The organism is Vibrio sp. B1REV9, from assembly GCF_905175395.2.
GTDB lineage: Bacteria > Pseudomonadota > Gammaproteobacteria > Enterobacterales > Vibrionaceae > Vibrio > Vibrio alfacsensis.
In genome coordinates, this window is the sequence record NZ_HG992745.1 from 586,670 (window position 1) to 605,515 (window position 18,846).

Sequence of the window (18,846 nt, forward strand, 5' to 3'; positions counted from 1 at the left end):
TATCTTCCTCATTACAATCTGCATCGGATGGCATTATGGCATATTGGTTATTTAAAACAGAACCAGATACCTTTTCTATTGACACGCTGCGAACCCAAAAGGTTTCATGTTGGGAGGGCGTTCGTAATTATCAGGCGCGCAATATGATGCGTGATCAAGTCAAATTGGGCGACTTGGTGCTGATATACCATTCCTCTTGCAAGAACGTTGGTGTGGCAGGTATTGCCAAAGTCACCCGTGAAGCATACCCCGACCATTTCCAGTTTGACTTGGAGAGTGACTACTACGATCCAAAGTCTGATCCAGAAAATCCGCGCTGGATCATGGTGGATATCGAGTTTGTACGTAAGACCGAGCGCTTGATCCCACTGTCAGTGATGAAAGCGATGCCTGAGCTAGAAAATATGCCATTGGTGAAACGAGGCAATCGCTTATCGATCATGCCGGTGAGTGAAGATGAGTGGCAAGCGATCCTTAGCAAAGAGAAGCTGCCAAGCCAGCGATAAAAGAAAAGGGCTGCAAATGCGCAGCCCTTTGTCATTTTATGGATAACGGGTCCTAGATAGCAAAGACCGGTTATAGCAAATGTTCTTGCAGGTAGTGTGCGACTGCATCGTTGGCGTTGCTGCCAATCACTTCATTGTTTGGCAGTGCTTTCATCACTTTCTCGTGAGACGTGCCCATTACCAAACCTTTACCCGCCATGGATAGCATTTCTACATCGTTCATACCGTCGCCAAATGCGATGGTGTTTTCTAGCGTTAGGCCGATGGACTCCGCGACAGCTTTTAATGCATCACCTTTAGAAACGCCAGCGCTCATTACCTCCAAGCACCAAGGTGTAGAGAATGCGATGTTCAATCGGTCTCCAAATTGCTCGCGAAGCTTAGTTTCGAAAGTGACAAGGTGGTCGTGATCTTGCGCAGGATGCGTGAAGAAAATTTTTGCAATTCCATCCGTCGGCGCGTTGTTTTCATCGTACAGTTTGTAACTGAACTCTTCATGAAAATCACGCAGCTGCTCATCGTCTTTGTTCAACAACCAGTCTTCATTTTGGTACATGTGGATAAGTATTTCTGGATCCGTCTTGATCGTGTTGATCACCGGTTGTACCAAATCTTCAGGTACGTTCTGGCTGTACATCTCGTGATCATTTTGGTCATGCACGCGCGCACCGTTTGATGTGATCATGTAAGCCGGAATGCCGACTGTACGACGAATGCTTGCGACGTCTACGTGGTGGCGACCCGTTGCAAAGATAAATGTGTAACCTTTTTCGTGCAGCGCTTTCAGCGTTTCTTTTGAGTAGGCACTTAGCTGGTGGTTAGGTGCGAGTAAAGTACCATCCAGATCGGAGGCAACGATTTTGGTGATCTCTTTGCAAGGTAGCGATATGGTCATGAAGCCCTCGTAAACGGTTCGAATAGAGTGGAACAGGTTGATTGCACACGGAGTACAGTAGATTGACTAGTTCATACTGCTCCGAGTGCGGGGAACATGATGAAGTTTACGCCAAAATAAGGAAGAAAAAGAGGGTAAATCGAAGACGTCGTCTTTCCTCTTTAATTTGTTATTTGGCTTTGCTCACGCATAAAAGAAAAGATCGCATCGAGCGCTTGGTTTCGATATTGGTCTTTCTCGAACAAGATTTCGTGTTCTGCATTATCGATAGAAATTAGCTGTGCATTTGGGTTGGTTTTACGGAGTTTATTGATAAAGCGTTGTTGTGCAGCGTTGCTGACGATGCGATCGTTACTTGACTGAATCAGTAAAACAGGAACGTTGATCTGACGTGTTAGCAAAATGCATTGTTTGGCAGCCATTAAGCCTTGCCATACCCAGCGAGTGCTTGGCCCACCAACCTGTAGCTCTGGTTTATTGTTATATAAATCGCGAAACCAATGGTAGCGACTGGCGCTTTGGCTAAGTGGGTTATCTTCAAATGGTTTTGGATAATACGCTTTATGGCCTGGTGCATAGCTTGGCTGTGATGAGACAGCGGCAAGGATTTGCGTTACTGGAATGGCAACAGGGCTTAGATACCAAGGGAGGTGAATACCAAACATTGGTGCGCTTAGGATCAAAGCATTGAAGTTATGTTCTGGATGAGTTTGAAGATAACGTGTCGCAATCGCGCCACCCATGGAGTGAGCGATGATAAAACGTTGTTGGTAGCCACTTAAGTCGAGCTGCTGCAGCACTAATGCCATATCTTCAATGTAATCATTAAAGTCATAGACGTGACCCATGTCAGAGTCTGGCAGCAGACGATCTGATAAACCTTGTCCTCGGTGGTCAAACGAATACACGTCATAACCCTGTCGATACAGATCGTAGAACAGTTCTTGGTATTTCCAGGAAGCTTCAACGCGGCCGTTGACGATCAGTATGGCTTTTGTGTGCTCAGGGTTGGTAAGTTTGCACCAGTAGATTTTCTTTTTCTCTGTCCCTTTTACAAAGCCCTCTTGGCGTTCTTGCCAAAGTGCTGCGATAGGACCACCTATTGCTTGCTCAAATAAGCGCTCTTGAGTATAAGTCAAAGGTGAATGGTTAATAGCCATTAGTCGATTACCTGAAGATACGTTGAAGACGCGATGTATCATCGAAGAATTATTGAGGAAATGCAATGGATACCCACGTTTGGTTAGCCTATGTGGTAACAGCAATCGTTTTTAGTCTGGCTCCGGGATCGGGTACCGTCAACTCAATCAGTAATGGTTTGAGTTACGGCACACGAAAGTCATTAGGTGCTATTGTTGGTTTGCAAATCGGTTTAGCAATTCATATTGCTTTGGTCGGTGCGGGTATTGGCGCATTAGTCGCACAATCGGCAACCGCATTTACCGTGATTAAATGGGTAGGCGCTGCTTATTTAGTATGGCTTGGTATTCAAAAATGGCGTGATACGTCCGGTTTGGTTGCCGCTGAAAGCCATAAAGCCATGTCAGGGACCTCTTTATTATATAAAGCCATTCTCATTAACCTGACTAACCCAAAATCTATTGTGTTCTTAGTGGCATTGTTTCCACAGTTCATTGACCCAGCAAAAGATCAACTGACACAGTTGTTGGTATTGGGGGTGACCACAGTGACCATCGATGCATTTGTCATGCTAGGGTACACTACACTGGCTGCACAAATGGGCCGTTTTATTCGCTCTGATCGTATCATGAGTAAAATAAACAAAGTCTTTGGCTCAATGTTTATGGGGTGCGGTGCCTTGCTTGCTGCAGCAAAATGATAACGATGTAGTTCTTCTCTATTGTGTCGCCTTTCACTATGAATATCATCGTGTTAGGCGACATGATTATGTCAATATGATTTGCCCTACATATTACTTCCTTTTTTGCTTCTCTCTGTATTCTTCTTATTCTCCTCAAGTCGCCTTTTTGAATGGTATTTCATACGTTCTTTGTCTGATCAAATATTAAACTTTTATTACAGTCGAGCGCGATCGCTTGACGGCATCTCAGTTTTAAATAAATATATACGCATATCCATATATAGGTATGTGTTTATGCTTCCACATCAGTTCTTCAAACTTCTTTCCGACGAGACTCGTGTGCGCTGCTTAATGTTGGTGGTTCGTGAAGGGGAAACCTGTGTTGGTGATTTGGCTCATGCATTACAACAAAGCCAGCCCAAGATTTCTCGCCATCTGGCCCAGCTAAGATCAAATGGTATTTTAGTTGATAAACGTCAGGGGCAATGGGTGTACTACGAGCTGTCCGATCAATTACCGGGATGGATGCAAAAATTGATTGATGACTTGGTCGCTTCGAACTGTTTGAAGAAAGAGTACCAAGAAGACATTTCACGATTGCACGATAAAGCTCGTGCAGCTTGCTGCTAATAGTAAGTGTTACCAGTTTATAGGTTTAAAAAGGTAGAAGATTATGACGATTAAAGTAGGTATTAACGGTTTCGGTCGTATTGGTCGCTTGGCATTACGTGCAGCGTTTGATTGGCCAGAGCTAGAGTTCGTACACATCAACGATGTAGCGGGTGATGCAGCGACGCTTGGTCACTTACTTGAGTTCGATTCAGTTCAAGGTCGTTGGAACCATGCAGTGCAAGTTGAAGGCACAGATATGGTGATCAACGGTAAGCGCATCACGACTTCACAAGAGCGTGATATCGATGCTGTGAACTGGGGTCAATGTGATGTTGTGATTGAAGCAACGGGCGTTCATCGCAAAACCTCATTCCTAAACAAATACCTAGAACAAGGCGTCAAACGTGTTGTTGTTAGCGCACCAGTAAAAGAAGACGGCGTAGCTAACATCGTAGTGGGTGTGAACGACCACATCTTCGATCCAGCGCAGCACCGCATCGTCACAGCGGCATCTTGTACCACTAACTGTATTGCACCAGTCGTGAAAGTAATTCACGAGAAACTGGGTATCGAGCAATCATCATTCACGACGATTCACGATCTAACCAACACACAAACCATTTTAGATGCGCCGCACAAAGACCTACGTCGTGCACGTGCATGTGGCATGAGCCTGATCCCAACCACAACCGGCAGTGCGACGGCAATTGTTGAAATCTTCCCAGATCTAAAAGACAAGATTAACGGCCATGCAGTTCGTGTTCCTCTCGCAAACGCCTCACTCACAGACATCATTTTCGATGTGAAACGTGATACCACGGTAGAAGAGGTTAACGCACTACTGAAAGAAGCATCCGAAGGCGAGTTAAAAGGCATTTTAGGCTTTGAAGAGCGTCCATTGGTTTCTATTGATTACAAAGGCGACCAACGTTCAACTATCGTCGATGCGCAATCCACCATGGTTGTGGGTTCTCGTATGGTGAAAGTTTACGCTTGGTACGATAACGAAATGGGTTACGCGACGCGCACTGCGGAATTGGTTCGTAACGTTGGTATGGCATAAGGAGTTTTAAAATGTCTCATCCTACATGGCAATTAGATTTAGAAACGGGCGCGTTGGTACTGACTCCATGTCCGGGCACTAAAGGTGTTGAACTGCAAGCTTCGTTAGAGCAGCTAAAAGAGCAAGGCGTAGAAGCGATTGTTACTGCCCTTGATGATGCTGAATTAGCGTCTAAAGATGTGTCTGCGTTGGGCGAATTAACCCAACAGCTGGGCATGAAATGGTTCCAAATTGAAATTGAAGATGATTGCGCTCCGGACGAAGACTTCGCTGCAAAATGGCAACAAGCTAGCCCTGAATTGCACGCGATTATTGCTCAAGGTGGCAAGGTTGCAATGCACTGTATGGGTGGCTCTGGTCGCACAGGTTTGTTTGCTGCGCACTTACTGCTAGAGAAAGATTGGGCGCTAGAAGACATCGTACGTGAAGTGCAAGCTTTGCGTCCTGGTGCTTTCACTAAACCAGTACAGGTTGAGTACATCGAGCGTGTAGCTCAAAATGCTTGATCAGCTTATAGAGCTTTTGGAACATCATGATCTAAAAGCTCTATTTATGCTGTAATGGCTTATCAATTTATGTGATTCTTGTTTATTGATTTTGTATTTAAGCCATTGTTTATTAACGAATGGTTATTGAGTGCTTCATCAGTTTTAGCTTCACAATTTAGCGCCAGTATTGAGATGGTTCAATGCTGGTGTTCAGGTCATAGAGCATTTAGAACATCATGATCTAAATACTCTAAACGCTGTACATCTGAGGTCGTTATGATTTCAAAACTAAGCAAAAGCATTCGTCAGTATATGTTGGTGACGTTCAACTATTGGAACTTCACCGTGACGGATGGTGCACTGCGTATGCTGGTGGTGCTTTACTTCCATGACTTAGGCTACTCAAGCTTAGCCATTGCTTCGCTGTTCCTTTTCTATGAATTTTTTGGCGTAGTGACCAACTTGGTTGGTGGCTGGCTAGGTGCTCGACTTGGTTTGAACAAAACCATGAACGTCGGCTTAGGGATGCAGATTTTTGCCTTGCTGATGTTGGCAGTGCCCAATGCTTGGTTGACCATTCCTTGGGTAATGGCGGCGCAGGCAATTTCAGGTATTGCCAAAGACTTGAATAAGATGAGTGCAAAGAGCGCGATCAAAACTTTGGTGCCAGACGAGCAGCAGGGTGCACTTTATAAATGGGTTGCGATCTTAACGGGCTCGAAGAATGCACTGAAAGGTGCGGGCTTCTTCGTTGGTGGTTTGCTGCTGTCGGCGTTTGGTTTCCAAACTTCGATGATCATTATGGCAAGTGTGCTGGCTGTTGTGTTTGTATGCAGTTTGATCTGGCTAGAAGCGGATATGGGTAAGGCGAAGAGCAAACCTAAGTTCCGTCAGATTTTCTCTAAGTCAGAGTCGGTAAACATCCTTTCTGCGGCGCGTATGTTCTTATTTGGCGCACGTGATGTGTGGTTTGTTGTTGCACTGCCGATTTACCTTGGCAGCGTGTTTGGTTGGGATCATCTGATGGTGGGTGGCTTCCTCGCGGCTTGGGTGATTGCTTACGGATTCGTTCAAGGTTTTGCGCCTCGTATCACCGGCAAAGCACAAGGTCGAGTGCCAGATGGCAGCGCGGCTCTGATTTGGGCGGGCATCCTTGCCGTCATCACTGGTGCGATTGCTTATGGCGTGCAAATCGGTTGGCAACCAGAGCTTGTTGTTGTCGTGGGCTTGATGATTTTCGGCGCTGTGTTCGCAGTGAACTCATCTCTGCACTCTTACCTGATCGTTAGTTATGCGAAGGGCGATGGAGTATCACTGGATGTCGGCTTCTACTATATGGCGAATGCGATGGGACGTTTGATCGGTACGGTTCTATCTGGTTGGATTTACCAAGAAGCGGGTCTAGCGGCATGTCTGTGGGTGTCATTTGCTTTCTTAGCACTAACAACTCTAATTTCTATCAAGCTACCAAAGGCCAAAGTGGTTACGGCTTAAATCGGTTTACGACTTAGAAATAAAAAATGGCTCCATATTGGGAGCCATTTTTGTTTTTACGATTCAGTATCGCAAATCAGCAAGTCTTGCTTATGGGCAAATGCGGCCTTGTTGTGCTGGTTGCGTCATTTCCATATCACCTTTCAGTGAGCGGTAAACGATGGTGTTCCAAACTTCACCATTGTCCATTTCGAATTCAATCGCGTAGTTAAGGCCATTCACCACTTGAGTACGTACGCTTAAGATCTCTTTTAGCTTCGCCGCGGTATTCATCTGACCAAGTACAAAATCTAATGCCTGTTGAGCCTCAGGTGTTACTTCACCTTGAGACCAACCGCCAGCAAGGTTTTCAGCGCTGCAGATAGGGTTCGCTTCCGGTTGCGATTGTGTTGGTGCCACGGTCTCTTCCTTTTGATTACATCCAGCTAAAGCCACTACACAAACCAGTGACGCTAATAATGTTTTCTTCATAAAGGCCTCTCTTAATAATCTGTTCAGCATCCTAATAGAATAAATCGGTTAGATCTGTTTCATCTCTGAGAAAGCTTTGGGCTGCTGATCTCACCTCAGAATGGAAGTTGCGGGTATCTATTTTGCAAGTGAATAATATTTGCACGTCATAAAGGAGTTAAAAATAAGCAAAAACAGACTGTTAACTATTTAACCGGATGAAAATTGCCCTATGCTATAGACGTGAAGTTACGCAAATTAGGAAAGGGTATGAGAGAAAGGGTTCTATTTTTCGACTTATTACGTTGTGTCGCTGCAGTGGCAGTGATCGCTATTCACGTGTTAGCGCCATATCGTAATGAGTTGGGAGTGATTCCATTTGACCAATGGTTGACAGCGGTCGGTGTGAACAGTGTGACTCGCTGGGCGGTGCCCGTATTCATTTTGATCACTGGTGCGCTGATGCTCAGTGACACTCGTCCTTTTGATGCCAAGTACTACGTTAAACGGCGTTTGGGTAAAGTGTTGGTGCCTTTCTTAGTGTGGTCGATGTTTTATGCCTATCTATCCGGTTGGACAGCGCAAGGTTTTGATTTCGAGACCGTCAAAGAAGTCGTTGGTAATAGTCCACATCACGCGACTTACTATCATCTCGGATTCTTCTACTACTTTATTCCGCTCTATTTTGTGATTCCGCTGTTTCAATGGGTAGTCCGCAATTGTGATGACAGTGTCCTTTATGCGTACTTGGCGGTTTGGCTACTCAGTAGCACCTTATTCTTATTCAAAATTGATGGGCCGTGGAGCAATCAATACTGGCTTTACATGGGATATTTGCCTCTCGGCTATGTATTATTTAAAAAGGTTCCACTTAATCGCTCTACAGTATCGCTCGTTACGGGGTTAGGCTTAGTCGCTTTGGTTGTGACTTTCACTATGGTTGTGAGCAATAGCTTGGAAGCCGAGAAATACACAGTAGGGCGCTGGTTCTCATATAAAACATTGAATGTGATTTTAGCGGCGTCAATGATCTTTATGCTGTGTCGTTACTTTGGTGAGGGGTTAGCCCCTAAAGCACAAAAAGTGGTGGGTTTTATTAGCCAATACAGTTTAGGTATTTATCTATTACACCCCATTTTTTTATGGCCAATGAAAGCCTTTGAGTGGTATCACGGCCATCCAGCATGGGTGATTCCTGTGTGGATTGTGTTGAGTGGAGCAGGAGCCTTGGCAATGAGTTATTTGTTCTCTAAGTCCGCCAAGACTCGTTGGTTATTGCCGTAGGTTAGCGTTTTACAGCGAAGTGTAAGAACTTATCGCCACGGTAGGTCAGTGTGCCTTTATCACCTGGATTGAGCGCATGGTAATAGTGCACACCGATTTGAAACTCGCGTTTCGGTCCGATAGGCCCACGTTGTACATAAATCCAATATTCTTGATCGTCTTGACCAGGCTCTGCGTCCGGTACGTCTATTGCTTGTTTGTCGAGTACGGTGACTTGTGCGCTTTGCTCAGGCGCGTTCTCGCCAAAATAGTGCTTACTGTAAAAGCGAAAGAACACCCATGCCCCCAGAGCAATCAGGGCAAATAGAGCCAAAATAAGTGAGATTGGCATGATAACCTCCAATGTTTCATTGGCACCTATTTTACAGAACTCCCTGATTAAACTATGAGTTGAGATAAATTATTCGTGATCTAGTAAAAGGGATGTAGTTTTTATTCGGCGCACTTCACATTTTATATGCGTAGAAGAGCACAAATTAGCAGGAAATGTGCACCTCTTAACTCGAAAAACCTCTAAATTTGTAGAAGAATAAGTGAACGAACAAAGGAAAGATCAGTGAAGGAAGGTTACGATGTCAGATATTGAGAAAGTAGTCATGCGTACCCGAACGATTGAAAAGCTCTTGCGAACACAGTATCACGCAGAAGGGAAAGGGTTACACCAACTGATCACCAGTTGTGAAGAACGTTTGCCACACGACGTTGTTGCAAAACTGCGTTTTATTGCGACCGTTCGAAATAAGGTTGTCCATGAAGAGGGCTATAAACTGGATGATCGAAAGGGTTTTTTAGCCGCTTGCGATGCATGCGAGAAAGAGTTGACGCCAAGAAGTTCTCGCTTTATCTGGCGAGTAGCAATTTTGTTGATGGCTCTCATTACGCTTGCCGCTCTTGGCTTCTACTACATGCATTGGGATATTTTGTCGAAACATCTATAAACAGTGTTTGTACGAAAAGTAATCAAAAAAGGGAACGCAATTGCGTCCCTTTTTTATTTTAAACAGTAACTTAGTACATCATTGGCAGCGTCATTAAACCCATAACTACTGCAATCATTACCAGCCCCTGTTTTTGAGATGAAGAAATCATAACACTACCCCTTTAATCCTTGATGAACTCGATGTAAATAATATAGCACTGTTTTTGAGCTTTGATCAACTTTAAAGCGTGAAACTTTTCAAAAAACACACTTAACTTGATTGTTTTTACCTTAATTTGACCAATGAAACTGTGTTTTTTGTGCTGCTTCATAAGTGTGCGTTGTGTCTAAATGTTCTTCGCTTGCGGGTTTAAGTTGTTGATTTTAATGTGTTAAATATAGTTACACTAATGGTGTTATTGTGTTTCTTTTATATGTGGCTGGTTTGGGTTTTGATTTTTGATGAATTTCTCAAAAGTTGAGAAAATTGAGTTTTTATTCTTGCTGGTTAGGGCGAAAGTTTCCAACAGTGGGAGTGATTTCCTATCTGATGAGAAAATTGTCCCGCCATTACCACTTGGGATAGATTTGTGGTGGATAGAGTGTGGTTTTAATGACTTATCTGATATGTTTTTAGCTATATCAGTTAGTTATGTTTGGTTGCTTAACTTTTTAATCTAGATAAATACAAGGATTCAGGTGGTTTATATTGCACTGTCTTTGCCTGTTTTAGACGCTTTAAGTCCAGAGGTCGTGGATTTCTGTTTTGTGTTTCTTATTTGTTCATAACGTTTGTATGGCAATCAATTTGATGGTTTCTTTGACAACTTTTCTGTTGGACCTATTTTGTTTGTATCGACGTTTAGCACGAGCTTACGCTTTGATGTTGTAGGAGAAAAAAAGAGATGAAACATAGATAAAGAATGTGCCTTGAGTTAGGTGTGAAAGTCATGCGATTCGCTATCGAGATCCAACTTTCGTTGATTGTGTCTTTACATCAAGATTGGTCTACCTAGACTAGCGACGGGGTTATGTAGAAGGTGTAGGTGTCATGTGGAGTTGGCTGGCAATAGGACTATCTGGGTTGTATTCCGTGTTGGGGGCAAAGCAAGCCAATTTGCCACAGTCTCTACTGTTTAAAGTACTGACGCTGTTATTGCTATTGATCCTAGTACTGACAGAGGGACCTTCCGCATCTCAGACTTACTGGATTGTAGGTGGTCTGTTAGTGTCTATGTTTGCAGATACCCTGCATTCATTTAAATCTCGGAAGTCTTTCTATTTTGTTAGTTATTTGCTCGCTCAGTTGCTTTATAGCCAAGCTTTCTGGGTTCAATTGAACGGTGAGATTATCTGGTGGTTACTGGCACTACTGCTTGCAGCAAGTGTTGTTGCTTTCTTCTTGTTGCTTCCTCAACTTGATTCTTTAGTTTTCCCTGTTGTTGTCATGGGGGGTGTCCTGGTTTTTCTTGCTTGGTTAGCGGGCGAGGTGTGGCTTCAGGCTGCAACTCGTGGGGCAGCTCTCGGGTTTCTCGGTACCTTGGTTATGATAGGCTCCGCATTGACTTACGCCATTCACGGCTACCGTAAGCCGATGAAACGTGCGTACCTTTGGGTGAGTGGTAGCTATTTCTTCGCTCATGCTTTAATTGTGGCTTCTGTCATTTACTAACGCAGGTCAAAGTAACAATCGCTAACTTGAGTAAACTGATGGGATTAAATTTGATGATTGGAGTCAATGATGAGTGAGATTCACGCGCATAACCTGTTAAACCTACTGAATGAAACCCCAATGAACCGTGATGAGCTAGCGACTCACTTTGGTACTGATGTCCGTTTTCATACGTGCAAACTCAATGATTTAGATTTAGATGCGTTACTAGATTTTTTACTAAAACGTGAAAAAATTCATGAGCATGAGGGCAAATTCATCGTCAACAAAGCACGTATTTGTAACCATTAATTTACTCATGATGGGCATCGTTTTTCTTTGTTATTGTTGATGATGTAGAAAGCAGCTTTAATTGAGAACAAGATCAATGCAGCAGAAAAGCCGCTCAATCGAGCGGCTTTTGTCTATTCACTGACATCTATTTTGTCGACGTTTACATCATGTGCTTACGACGAATGTCGAGTAACGCGAAAATACCAAAAATTAGAATGGAGTATTTCTCCCAAGCGCTCATCTTAATTTTGTCACCAAACGCACCGATGAAGATCGCCATTTGTAATCCATGCATCATGAATAGGAACGCAGCCATGATGTAAAGAGCGATGGCCGCTTTGCCTGGGAATGGCATAAAGATGTTGAGAATCAATATAAACCAGACAAAAGCGATCGCCGCTTTCGCCAATATCAGTAGTGCTTTCATTTAACTTTCCTTTTAAATTGAGGCGTTAAGATTGGGAGCGTTCGTATAGGCGGTAACTTACTTGCCCCGCGCTTTTCTCGCGGTGCAATTGCCAATTATCCGGAAGCCCAGCAATATTCAGCTCTTTTTCTGTTTCAATATAAATCATGGCATCTTCAGCTAACCAGCCGTTTTGCTCTAGCAAGGTCACGGTTTCATCCAGTAACCCTTTGCGGAACGGTGGATCGATGAATACGACATGGTATGGCGTACCCGGTTGTTGTAAAAAGCTCAGTGCGTCAGTGTTCACGACGTTAATATTATTTGCGTTCAAAGAGGCAATATTTTTTTGCAGTTGCTGAAATGCTTGAGGATTGAGCTCAATCATAGTGACAAGCTCTGCTTGGCGAGAAGCCGATTCAAAGCCTAAACCGCCAGAACCTGCAAATAGGTCGAGACATTTCGCTTGAGGTACGTCTTGAGCTAGCCAATTAAATAGCGTTTCTTTTACGCGATCGGTGGTTGGACGCAAACCTTCTGCATCATGAACAGGGAGCTTTCTACCTCTCCATAAACCACTAATAATGCGAACAAAGCCCGTTGTTGGCTTTTTTTGTGAGGAGTTTTGCTGGCGACGTCTTGACATAGATTTTTTGACCGCTAATAAAGTGATACTATACCCAATTGCCCAAGCATTGAGCGAGGGTACAGCCCAGAATATTCATGATGACAGAGTGTAACATTAATAAGATTAGAATCATCTAATTGGAAAGTTAGCACAACTTTGTCATCAGGCTTTTCTGAATCAGTCATTCTGTTTTTAGAAAAGCGTACTTAAATAGATAAAGAGACAATCTAGGATAGCCCCAGATGACGGAAAAAAAGAAGCGCGGATTACTTTCGTGGCTAGGTTTTGGTGATGAAGAGCAAAGCCAAAAGCCAACGGCTGAAGAATCAGTAAAAGAAGAAGCGGTGGAAGCGCCTGCAGCTGAGCAACAAGCGATGGAAGAAGTTGTTGCTGAACAAGTTGATGAAAAAGCAGTTGTTGAAGAAGAGCCTAAGGGTACCGAAACTGTCCCAGCAGAAGCAGAAGCAGAAGCAGAAGCAGAAGCAGAAGCAGAAGCAGAAGCAGAAGCAGAAGCAGAAGTACCTGTTGCACCTCGCGTTCAAGAGCAAGAAAAACCGACAGAAAGTTTCTTTGCGCGTCTTAAGCGCAGTCTAAGCCGTACTAAAGCCAATATCGGTGCAGGCTTTTTTGGTTTGTTCAGTGGCAAGAAAATCGATGATGACTTGTTCGAAGAGCTTGAAGAGCAGCTATTGATTGCTGACGTGGGAATGAACACCACAACGAAAATCATCAACAACCTGACTGAAAAAGCCTCTCGTGGTGATCTTAAAGACGGAGAGGCCTTGTATGGTCTGCTGAAGGAAGAAATGGCTGAAATTCTCGTTAAGGTAGAAAAGCCGTTGGAAATTGACAGCAGCAAAACACCTTACGTTATCTTAATGGTTGGCGTAAATGGTGTTGGTAAGACAACGACGATTGGTAAATTAGCGAAGCAATTCCAGAATCAAGGCAAGAAAGTCATGCTGGCGGCTGGCGATACTTTCCGCGCAGCAGCGGTAGAGCAGCTGCAAGTCTGGGGTGAACGCAATAATGTGCCAGTGATTGCTCAGCATACTGGTGCGGATAGTGCATCTGTTATTTACGATGCGATTGAAGCGGCAAAAGCACGTGGCGTAGATGTCGTCATTGCTGACACTGCGGGTCGTCTGCAAAACAAAGCGAACCTAATGGAAGAGCTGCGTAAGATTGTACGTGTGATGAAGAAGATTGATGACTCTGCGCCACACGAGATCATGCTGACGCTAGACGCAGGTACAGGTCAAAACGCGATTAGCCAAGCGAAACTTTTCAGTGATGTTGCACCTCTAACCGGGATTACATTGACTAAGCTGGATGGTACTGCAAAAGGCGGTGTTATCTTTGCTATTGCAGATCAGTTTGAGATTCCAATTCGCTACATTGGTGTTGGTGAGGGTATTGAAGACTTGCGTCCATTTGAAACTCAAGAGTTTATTGACGCTCTGTTTAGTCGTGAAGAGTAACAAGAGTTAGAGGAAATCAACGGTGATCAAATTTCAGCAAGTGAGCAAGGCTTACCGAGGTGGTCGACAAGCTCTGCAGAAAGTCGACTTTCACTTAAGGCGCGGTGAGATGGCGTTTTTAGGCGGACATTCTGGGGCAGGTAAAAGTACCTTGTTGAAACTGATATGTGCGATAGAGCGTCCTACCGATGGAAAAATCCATTTTAATGGGCACGATATCACACGTATTTCAAATAAAGACATTCCTTTTTTGCGTCGCAACATTGGGATTGTATTTCAAGATCACCGTTTATTGATGGATCGCAGTGTCTTCGATAACGTGGCACTTCCGATGCGTATCGAATCGATTTCTGAAAATGAAATAAAGCGCCGAGTCTCTGCGGCGTTAGATAAAACGGGCTTACTTGATAAAGCCCGTTGCTTACCAAGCCAACTCTCAGGTGGTGAGCAACAACGAGTGGGTATCGCACGTGCCGTTGTGAATCGACCTACCTTACTGGTTGCGGATGAGCCTACCGGTAACCTCGACCCTGAACTGTCTAACCGCGTGTTGCGATTATTTGAAGAATTTAATCGTGCAGGTGTGACAATCCTACTAGCAACGCACGATATTGGGTTAGTAAACACTCGCCCACAATATCGTCACTTTGAATTGAACCAAGGCTTCCTAAGTGAGGTAGAAGACTATGGTAGGTAATAAGCGCACCCAAAAGAAAGGCAAAGGCCGAAGTGCCAAGCGTGCTAATACCGACGGTTTTTTCTCTGTCCATATTAAACAAGCAAAATCTTCTTTCGGCGCATTATGGCGTCGGCCTCTTGGTAATATACTGACTCTTGCCGTGATTTCCATGGCATTGGCTATGCCTGCATGTTTGTATTTATTAGGCAAGAACGTTGCAGGTGCGGCAGAAGACGTCGCATCGCCATCGCAAGTTAGTGCTTACTTAGTTGAAGGCATGCCTGATGCACGTGTTATGGTGCTAAAAGATCAGATTGAGACCTGGCCATTAGTAAAAGAGGTGGAATACATTTCTCCTCAACAAGGTCTCTCTGATTTGAGCCAGTATGCGGGCTTTGACCAAGCGTTAAGCCTATTAAGCGGTTATGCGCTGCCAGGTGTATTAGTCATTACACCTGACTCAGAGCAAAAAAGTGATATTCGCTCATTGGCAAAAGAAGTGGGTAAGCAACAAGATGTTACTGACGTTAGGCTTGATGAAGACTGGCTTGCACGGCTTGATGCGATCAAAACCCTTGCTGGCATTATTGTCATTACACTGACAATACTGATGTTGGGTGCTGTATTTTTAATCGTCGGCAATACACTACGTTTTAATGTATTGGCGAACAAAGAAGAGATTCAGACCATGAAACTGATTGGGGCAACTGACAGTTTCATTCTCCGTCCTTATTTATACACTGGTATGTGGTTCGGTGTTTTAGGGGCGACCATTGCATGGCTAGTCACAGCATTGATTACGGTGGTGATGAATAATGCGGTGGAGCAATTGGCTGCATTATATGATAGCCAGTTCCGTTTGATTGGCTTGAGCTGGGATGAATCTTTACTGTTGATCATTACTGGTAGTTTACTAGGCTGTATTGCGGCACGAGTATCTGCACAGCGTCACCTGAAAGAAATTGAACCTGTTTAGGTGATTCGTGTCTTATAGTTGGAATTTATTAGCACAAGCTAATTTTTATCTCTTGTTTAGACCATTTGTTTATGGATAATTGCTGACCCAGCTTGAAACTTGTTCATTTTGAGTTCAAGATGACCAAGCTAAATTGCAATGTAATGCTCCAGATCAGAGATTGATGAGGAATTGAATGACAAAAGAAGCGTATCCGATGGCTCTAGTCACGCAAGATAGCCTTGATAGCTATATTCGTTCTGTAAACAGCTACCCAATGCTGACACCAGAAGAAGAGCGTGAACTGGCAGAAAGATTACACTACAATGGTGAGATTGATGCGGCGAAAGGCCTGATCTTGTCACACCTACGATTCGTTGTTCACGTTGCTCGTGGTTACTCTGGCTATGGTTTGCCAATGGCAGATCTAGTGCAAGAGGGCAACATTGGCCTAATGAAAGCGGTTAAGCGCTTTAATCCGGAAGTGGGTGTTCGCCTTGTCTCATTCGCCGTTCACTGGATCAAAGCAGAGATCCATGAATACGTACTGCGTAACTGGCGTATCGTTAAGATCGCAACAACCAAAGCGCAGCGTAAATTGTTCTTCAATCTGCGTAAGTCGAAAAAGCGTTTAGGTTGGTTCAATAATGGTGAAGTCGAAACGGTTGCCCGTGAACTAGGTGTTGAGCCATCTGAAGTCCGTGAAATGGAATCTCGCCTTGCAGCGATAGATTCAACTTTTGATATGCCAATGGATGAAGATGACAGCTCCAACTCATACACCGCTCCTATGGTGTATCTAGAGGATAAATCTTCTGATGTGGCGGATAACATTGAAGCGGCTAACTGGGAAACACACACTAACAATCGTTTAGGTCACGCATTAGCAAGCCTCGACGAGCGCAGTCAACGCATTGTTCGTTCTCGTTGGTTAGATGATGAAAAAGCAACGCTGCAAGACCTTGCTGATGAGTTTGGGGTTTCTGCTGAGCGTATTCGTCAGTTAGAAAAGAATGCGATGAAGAAACTTAAACTGGCTGTTGGCGAGTTCTAACGTCCATTTCTATCGACAATAAGATTTTCATAAAAAGCCGAGATCATGCGATCTCGGCTTTTTTATTTTCGATCGAAAATCGATAACGGTTGCGATCAAGTTTATCTGTGCTACCTGTGTATAACTCTGTGAAGTAATTATTCATCAACTGTTCGAAAGCCGGACAAAATAAGGCTTTGACGAGGTTTGTCATTTGGGGATAGTTCCAGATATACACACAGCTAGATCAAGATCATTACTACATATTGTGGATCAAATGATCTAAATGCACTTTATCAACGCAATTCACAGCTTTATCCACAACTGGTGGTGTTATGAACAGTTTGAAATATCCTGATTATCTCTGTGTCTAAGTTTGGCTCTGGATAGGTTACAATGGCATCAATAATGAAAACAAAATGAGAAAGTAAATGGACCAGTTTCAACATATTGATGTACAAAGTGCTCAGGCATTACTCGATCAAGGTGAAGCAAGGCTTGTCGATATCCGAGATCCTCAGTCTTTTGCCGTGGCACATGCCGAGTCAGCATTCCACCTGACCAATGATTCGATGGTTTCCTTTATGGATGACGTGGAGTTCGAACAACCCGTGCTTGTGATGTGTTATCACGGCATTAGTAGCCAGGGTGCTGCGCAATATTTGGTTAACCAAGGCTTTGAACAGGTGTACAGTGTGGATGGTGGCTTTGAAGCCTGGCAACGAGCAGAACTACCGATAGTGAGAAGTTAATGAAGAGATTGGTAACGTTAAATAATCCACGTATGGCGCAAGCGTTTATTGATTATATGGCATCACGCCGAATTGATATCCAGATGATGCCAGAGGGAGATGGGCAGTTTGCTCTTTGGCTTACTGACGCGCAGTATGAAATTGAAGTTGAAGCGGAACTTAAGCAATTTTTAGAAAATCCGTCTGCGTCGAAATACAGCGCTGCTTCTTGGGACGTTGCCGATACTCGTAAAAGTAAATTCCATTACTCGAGCCCAAGCATCATGGATATGGTGAAAGCTAAAGCGGGTCCCGTGACTTTATTGATCATGGCTGTCTGTGTCGTTATCTACTTTTTGCAGTTGTTCGGTTTTGGCGATGGCGTGTTTGCTTTGTTGCATTTTCCTGCCCTTGAAGGGCAGCAGTGGCAGTTATGGCGATGGGTGAGCCATGCTTTGCTACACTTCTCGGTCACACATATTGTGTTTAACCTGTTATGGTGGTGGCAGTTGGGAGGCGATATTGAGCGCCGATTAGGCTCTGGTAAGTTATTGCAGATCTTTGTTATCTCAGCAGCACTGTCTGGTGCAGGTCAGTTTTATGTTGAGGGTGCAAACTTTGGTGGCTTGTCTGGTGTGGTGTATGCGCTTCTTGGTTACTTGTGGATTCTTGGCTATCGCTTGCCACATTTAGGTTTAACGCTGCCTAAGCCGATCATTGTCTTTATGCTAGTGTGGTTGGTATTGGGCTTTGTTCAACCATTTATGGCTATTGCCAATACGGCTCATTTGGTTGGCTTGCTTTCAGGTATGGCGATTGCTTTATTTGATTCAGGTAAGCAGAAATACCAACACGCATCTTGAGCGTTTGATTTGAAGAAAAAGACCGCCCATCGGCGGTCTTTTAGTTTTATGGGCTTTAGCTTTCAATGGACACTTATTGGTATAGATACTTCGTAAACAGCAGATCGGCAATGATGGTTTTGCCGGTTTCTGGTAGTAGTGTTTCGTTGAGTGTCGTTACCAATGTTTTGCGTAGGTCTTCTCGGCCCGATAGAGACTTAATCGTGTCTTCGGTTTGTTTACCAAGTAGCTCTACTACAGCATCACGAATTAATGGTTGATGGTGCTCTACTACCGCAAGATCCTGTTGGCTCATGACCATTATGTCGATGCGTACTTGCACATAACCGAGCTTTTTACCTTTGGTATAAAAATTGGTCGTCAAGTCTGGTTCTAAAGTGAAGTAAGCAAGTTGAGGTTCAGTCTCTTTTGTTTCAGCCCAAGTGGGCATCGATATCAGCAGACTTAGCGCGAAAATAATTTGGCCTACATAACGTTTGTACATATTTCTAACTTTTCTTTCTCTGGATCACGATATTCGAATCGCTTAAGTCTTGGTACAATGATTCGTCTAAAACAAATAACAGAACTTACCGTTTCAATCAGACGGTAA

At 43.9% G+C, this 18,846-nt stretch carries 23 protein-coding genes; 16 read left to right on the forward strand and 7 right to left on the reverse strand.

Annotated features, from left to right (window positions below):
- Positions 1 to 35 precede the first annotated feature (35 nt).
- The gene (locus KHN78_RS08195) at positions 36 to 506 is read left to right on the forward strand and encodes an EVE domain-containing protein (RefSeq protein ID WP_211915745.1); all 471 of its coding nucleotides are present in this window, start codon (positions 36 to 38) and stop codon (positions 504 to 506) included.
- Positions 507 to 576: 70 nt separating this feature from the next.
- Here the strand turns inward: KHN78_RS08195 and KHN78_RS08200 are convergent, their stop codons facing one another.
- Positions 577 to 1,401, reverse strand: a complete 825-nt coding sequence (locus tag KHN78_RS08200) for a Cof-type HAD-IIB family hydrolase (RefSeq protein WP_211915746.1) — start codon at positions 1,399 to 1,401, stop codon at positions 577 to 579.
- Positions 1,402 to 1,562: 161 nt separating this feature from the next.
- Complete coding sequence (locus KHN78_RS08205; protein ID WP_211915747.1) at positions 1,563 to 2,561, reverse strand: alpha/beta fold hydrolase; 999 nt, start codon at positions 2,559 to 2,561, stop codon at positions 1,563 to 1,565.
- Between the two features lie 65 nt (positions 2,562 to 2,626).
- Between KHN78_RS08205 and rhtB the strand changes: the two genes are divergently transcribed.
- From rhtB to arsJ, 5 genes are all read left to right on the forward strand, one after another.
- Positions 2,627 to 3,241, forward strand: coding sequence for a homoserine/homoserine lactone efflux protein (gene rhtB, locus KHN78_RS08210; protein WP_211915748.1), 615 nt, complete (start codon positions 2,627 to 2,629; stop codon positions 3,239 to 3,241).
- A gap of 276 nt (positions 3,242 to 3,517) precedes the next feature.
- A complete protein-coding gene (locus KHN78_RS08215; RefSeq protein ID WP_012126584.1) occupies positions 3,518 to 3,853 on the forward strand; it encodes a metalloregulator ArsR/SmtB family transcription factor in 336 nt (111 codons plus the stop codon).
- A 43-nt stretch (positions 3,854 to 3,896) separates the two neighbouring features.
- On the forward strand, positions 3,897 to 4,898 hold the full coding sequence (locus KHN78_RS08220; protein ID WP_211915749.1) for an ArsJ-associated glyceraldehyde-3-phosphate dehydrogenase: 1,002 nt from the start codon (positions 3,897 to 3,899) through the stop codon (positions 4,896 to 4,898).
- Positions 4,899 to 4,909: 11 nt separating this feature from the next.
- Positions 4,910 to 5,404, forward strand: coding sequence for a cyclin-dependent kinase inhibitor 3 family protein (locus KHN78_RS08225; protein WP_211915750.1), 495 nt, complete (start codon positions 4,910 to 4,912; stop codon positions 5,402 to 5,404).
- Positions 5,405 to 5,662: 258 nt separating this feature from the next.
- The gene (gene arsJ / locus KHN78_RS08230; protein ID WP_211915751.1) at positions 5,663 to 6,880 is read left to right on the forward strand and encodes an organoarsenical effux MFS transporter ArsJ; all 1,218 of its coding nucleotides are present in this window, start codon (positions 5,663 to 5,665) and stop codon (positions 6,878 to 6,880) included.
- A gap of 90 nt (positions 6,881 to 6,970) precedes the next feature.
- Here arsJ and KHN78_RS08235 read toward each other — a convergent pair whose 3' ends face one another.
- Positions 6,971 to 7,351, reverse strand: coding sequence for a cystatin domain-containing protein (locus KHN78_RS08235; RefSeq protein WP_211915752.1), 381 nt, complete (start codon positions 7,349 to 7,351; stop codon positions 6,971 to 6,973).
- Positions 7,352 to 7,600: 249 nt separating this feature from the next.
- On the opposite strand from KHN78_RS08235, the gene KHN78_RS08240 reads away from it, so the two are divergent.
- Positions 7,601 to 8,614, forward strand: a complete 1,014-nt coding sequence (locus KHN78_RS08240; RefSeq protein ID WP_211915753.1) for an acyltransferase — start codon at positions 7,601 to 7,603, stop codon at positions 8,612 to 8,614.
- A 1-nt stretch (position 8,615) separates the two neighbouring features.
- Here KHN78_RS08240 and KHN78_RS08245 read toward each other — a convergent pair whose 3' ends face one another.
- On the reverse strand, positions 8,616 to 8,945 hold the full coding sequence (locus tag KHN78_RS08245) for a DUF2500 domain-containing protein (protein ID WP_128809866.1): 330 nt from the start codon (positions 8,943 to 8,945) through the stop codon (positions 8,616 to 8,618).
- A 241-nt stretch (positions 8,946 to 9,186) separates the two neighbouring features.
- Here KHN78_RS08245 and KHN78_RS08250 point away from each other — a divergent pair, with 241 nt between their 5' ends.
- The 3 genes from KHN78_RS08250 to KHN78_RS08260 all read left to right on the forward strand — a co-directional run bounded on the left by KHN78_RS08250 (position 9,187) and on the right by KHN78_RS08260 (position 11,496).
- Positions 9,187 to 9,552, forward strand: coding sequence for a DUF4145 domain-containing protein (locus tag KHN78_RS08250; protein ID WP_128809867.1), 366 nt, complete (start codon positions 9,187 to 9,189; stop codon positions 9,550 to 9,552).
- A gap of 1,032 nt (positions 9,553 to 10,584) precedes the next feature.
- Complete coding sequence (locus tag KHN78_RS08255; protein ID WP_211915754.1) at positions 10,585 to 11,205, forward strand: lysoplasmalogenase; 621 nt, start codon at positions 10,585 to 10,587, stop codon at positions 11,203 to 11,205.
- Between the two features lie 69 nt (positions 11,206 to 11,274).
- Positions 11,275 to 11,496: a YecH family metal-binding protein gene (locus tag KHN78_RS08260; protein WP_211915755.1), complete on the forward strand. Its 222-nt coding sequence runs from the start codon at positions 11,275 to 11,277 to the stop codon at positions 11,494 to 11,496.
- 142 nt (positions 11,497 to 11,638) lie between these two features.
- On the opposite strand, the gene KHN78_RS08265 is transcribed toward KHN78_RS08260, so the two are convergent.
- Positions 11,639 to 11,905, reverse strand: a complete 267-nt coding sequence (locus tag KHN78_RS08265; protein WP_099080949.1) for a DUF1145 domain-containing protein — start codon at positions 11,903 to 11,905, stop codon at positions 11,639 to 11,641.
- A gap of 25 nt (positions 11,906 to 11,930) precedes the next feature.
- Positions 11,931 to 12,530, reverse strand: coding sequence for a 16S rRNA (guanine(966)-N(2))-methyltransferase RsmD (rsmD, locus tag KHN78_RS08270; RefSeq protein ID WP_211915756.1), 600 nt, complete (start codon positions 12,528 to 12,530; stop codon positions 11,931 to 11,933).
- A 224-nt stretch (positions 12,531 to 12,754) separates the two neighbouring features.
- Here rsmD and ftsY point away from each other — a divergent pair, with 224 nt between their 5' ends.
- From ftsY to glpG, 6 genes are all read left to right on the forward strand, one after another.
- The gene (gene ftsY, locus KHN78_RS08275) at positions 12,755 to 13,993 is read left to right on the forward strand and encodes a signal recognition particle-docking protein FtsY (protein WP_211915757.1); all 1,239 of its coding nucleotides are present in this window, start codon (positions 12,755 to 12,757) and stop codon (positions 13,991 to 13,993) included.
- Between the two features lie 22 nt (positions 13,994 to 14,015).
- Complete coding sequence (gene ftsE / locus KHN78_RS08280) at positions 14,016 to 14,690, forward strand: cell division ATP-binding protein FtsE (protein ID WP_005535654.1); 675 nt, start codon at positions 14,016 to 14,018, stop codon at positions 14,688 to 14,690.
- Positions 14,680 to 15,648, forward strand: coding sequence for a permease-like cell division protein FtsX (ftsX, locus tag KHN78_RS08285; protein ID WP_128809872.1), 969 nt, complete (start codon positions 14,680 to 14,682; stop codon positions 15,646 to 15,648). Before ftsE ends, ftsX begins: the two co-directional genes overlap by 11 nt.
- Positions 15,649 to 15,823: 175 nt before the next feature.
- Entirely contained in the window at positions 15,824 to 16,681 is an 858-nt protein-coding gene (gene rpoH, locus KHN78_RS08290) for an RNA polymerase sigma factor RpoH (protein WP_211915758.1), read from the forward strand.
- Between the two features lie 410 nt (positions 16,682 to 17,091).
- The gene (gene glpE / locus KHN78_RS08295; RefSeq protein WP_128809874.1) at positions 17,092 to 17,412 is read left to right on the forward strand and encodes a thiosulfate sulfurtransferase GlpE; all 321 of its coding nucleotides are present in this window, start codon (positions 17,092 to 17,094) and stop codon (positions 17,410 to 17,412) included.
- The gene (gene glpG, locus KHN78_RS08300) at positions 17,412 to 18,254 is read left to right on the forward strand and encodes a rhomboid family intramembrane serine protease GlpG (protein WP_128809875.1); all 843 of its coding nucleotides are present in this window, start codon (positions 17,412 to 17,414) and stop codon (positions 18,252 to 18,254) included. Before glpE ends, glpG begins: the two co-directional genes overlap by 1 nt.
- Before the next feature lie 73 nt (positions 18,255 to 18,327).
- Here the strand turns inward: glpG and KHN78_RS08305 are convergent, their stop codons facing one another.
- Positions 18,328 to 18,738: a flagellar basal body-associated protein FliL gene (locus KHN78_RS08305; RefSeq protein WP_128809876.1), complete on the reverse strand. Its 411-nt coding sequence runs from the start codon at positions 18,736 to 18,738 to the stop codon at positions 18,328 to 18,330.
- Positions 18,739 to 18,846 lie beyond the last annotated feature (108 nt).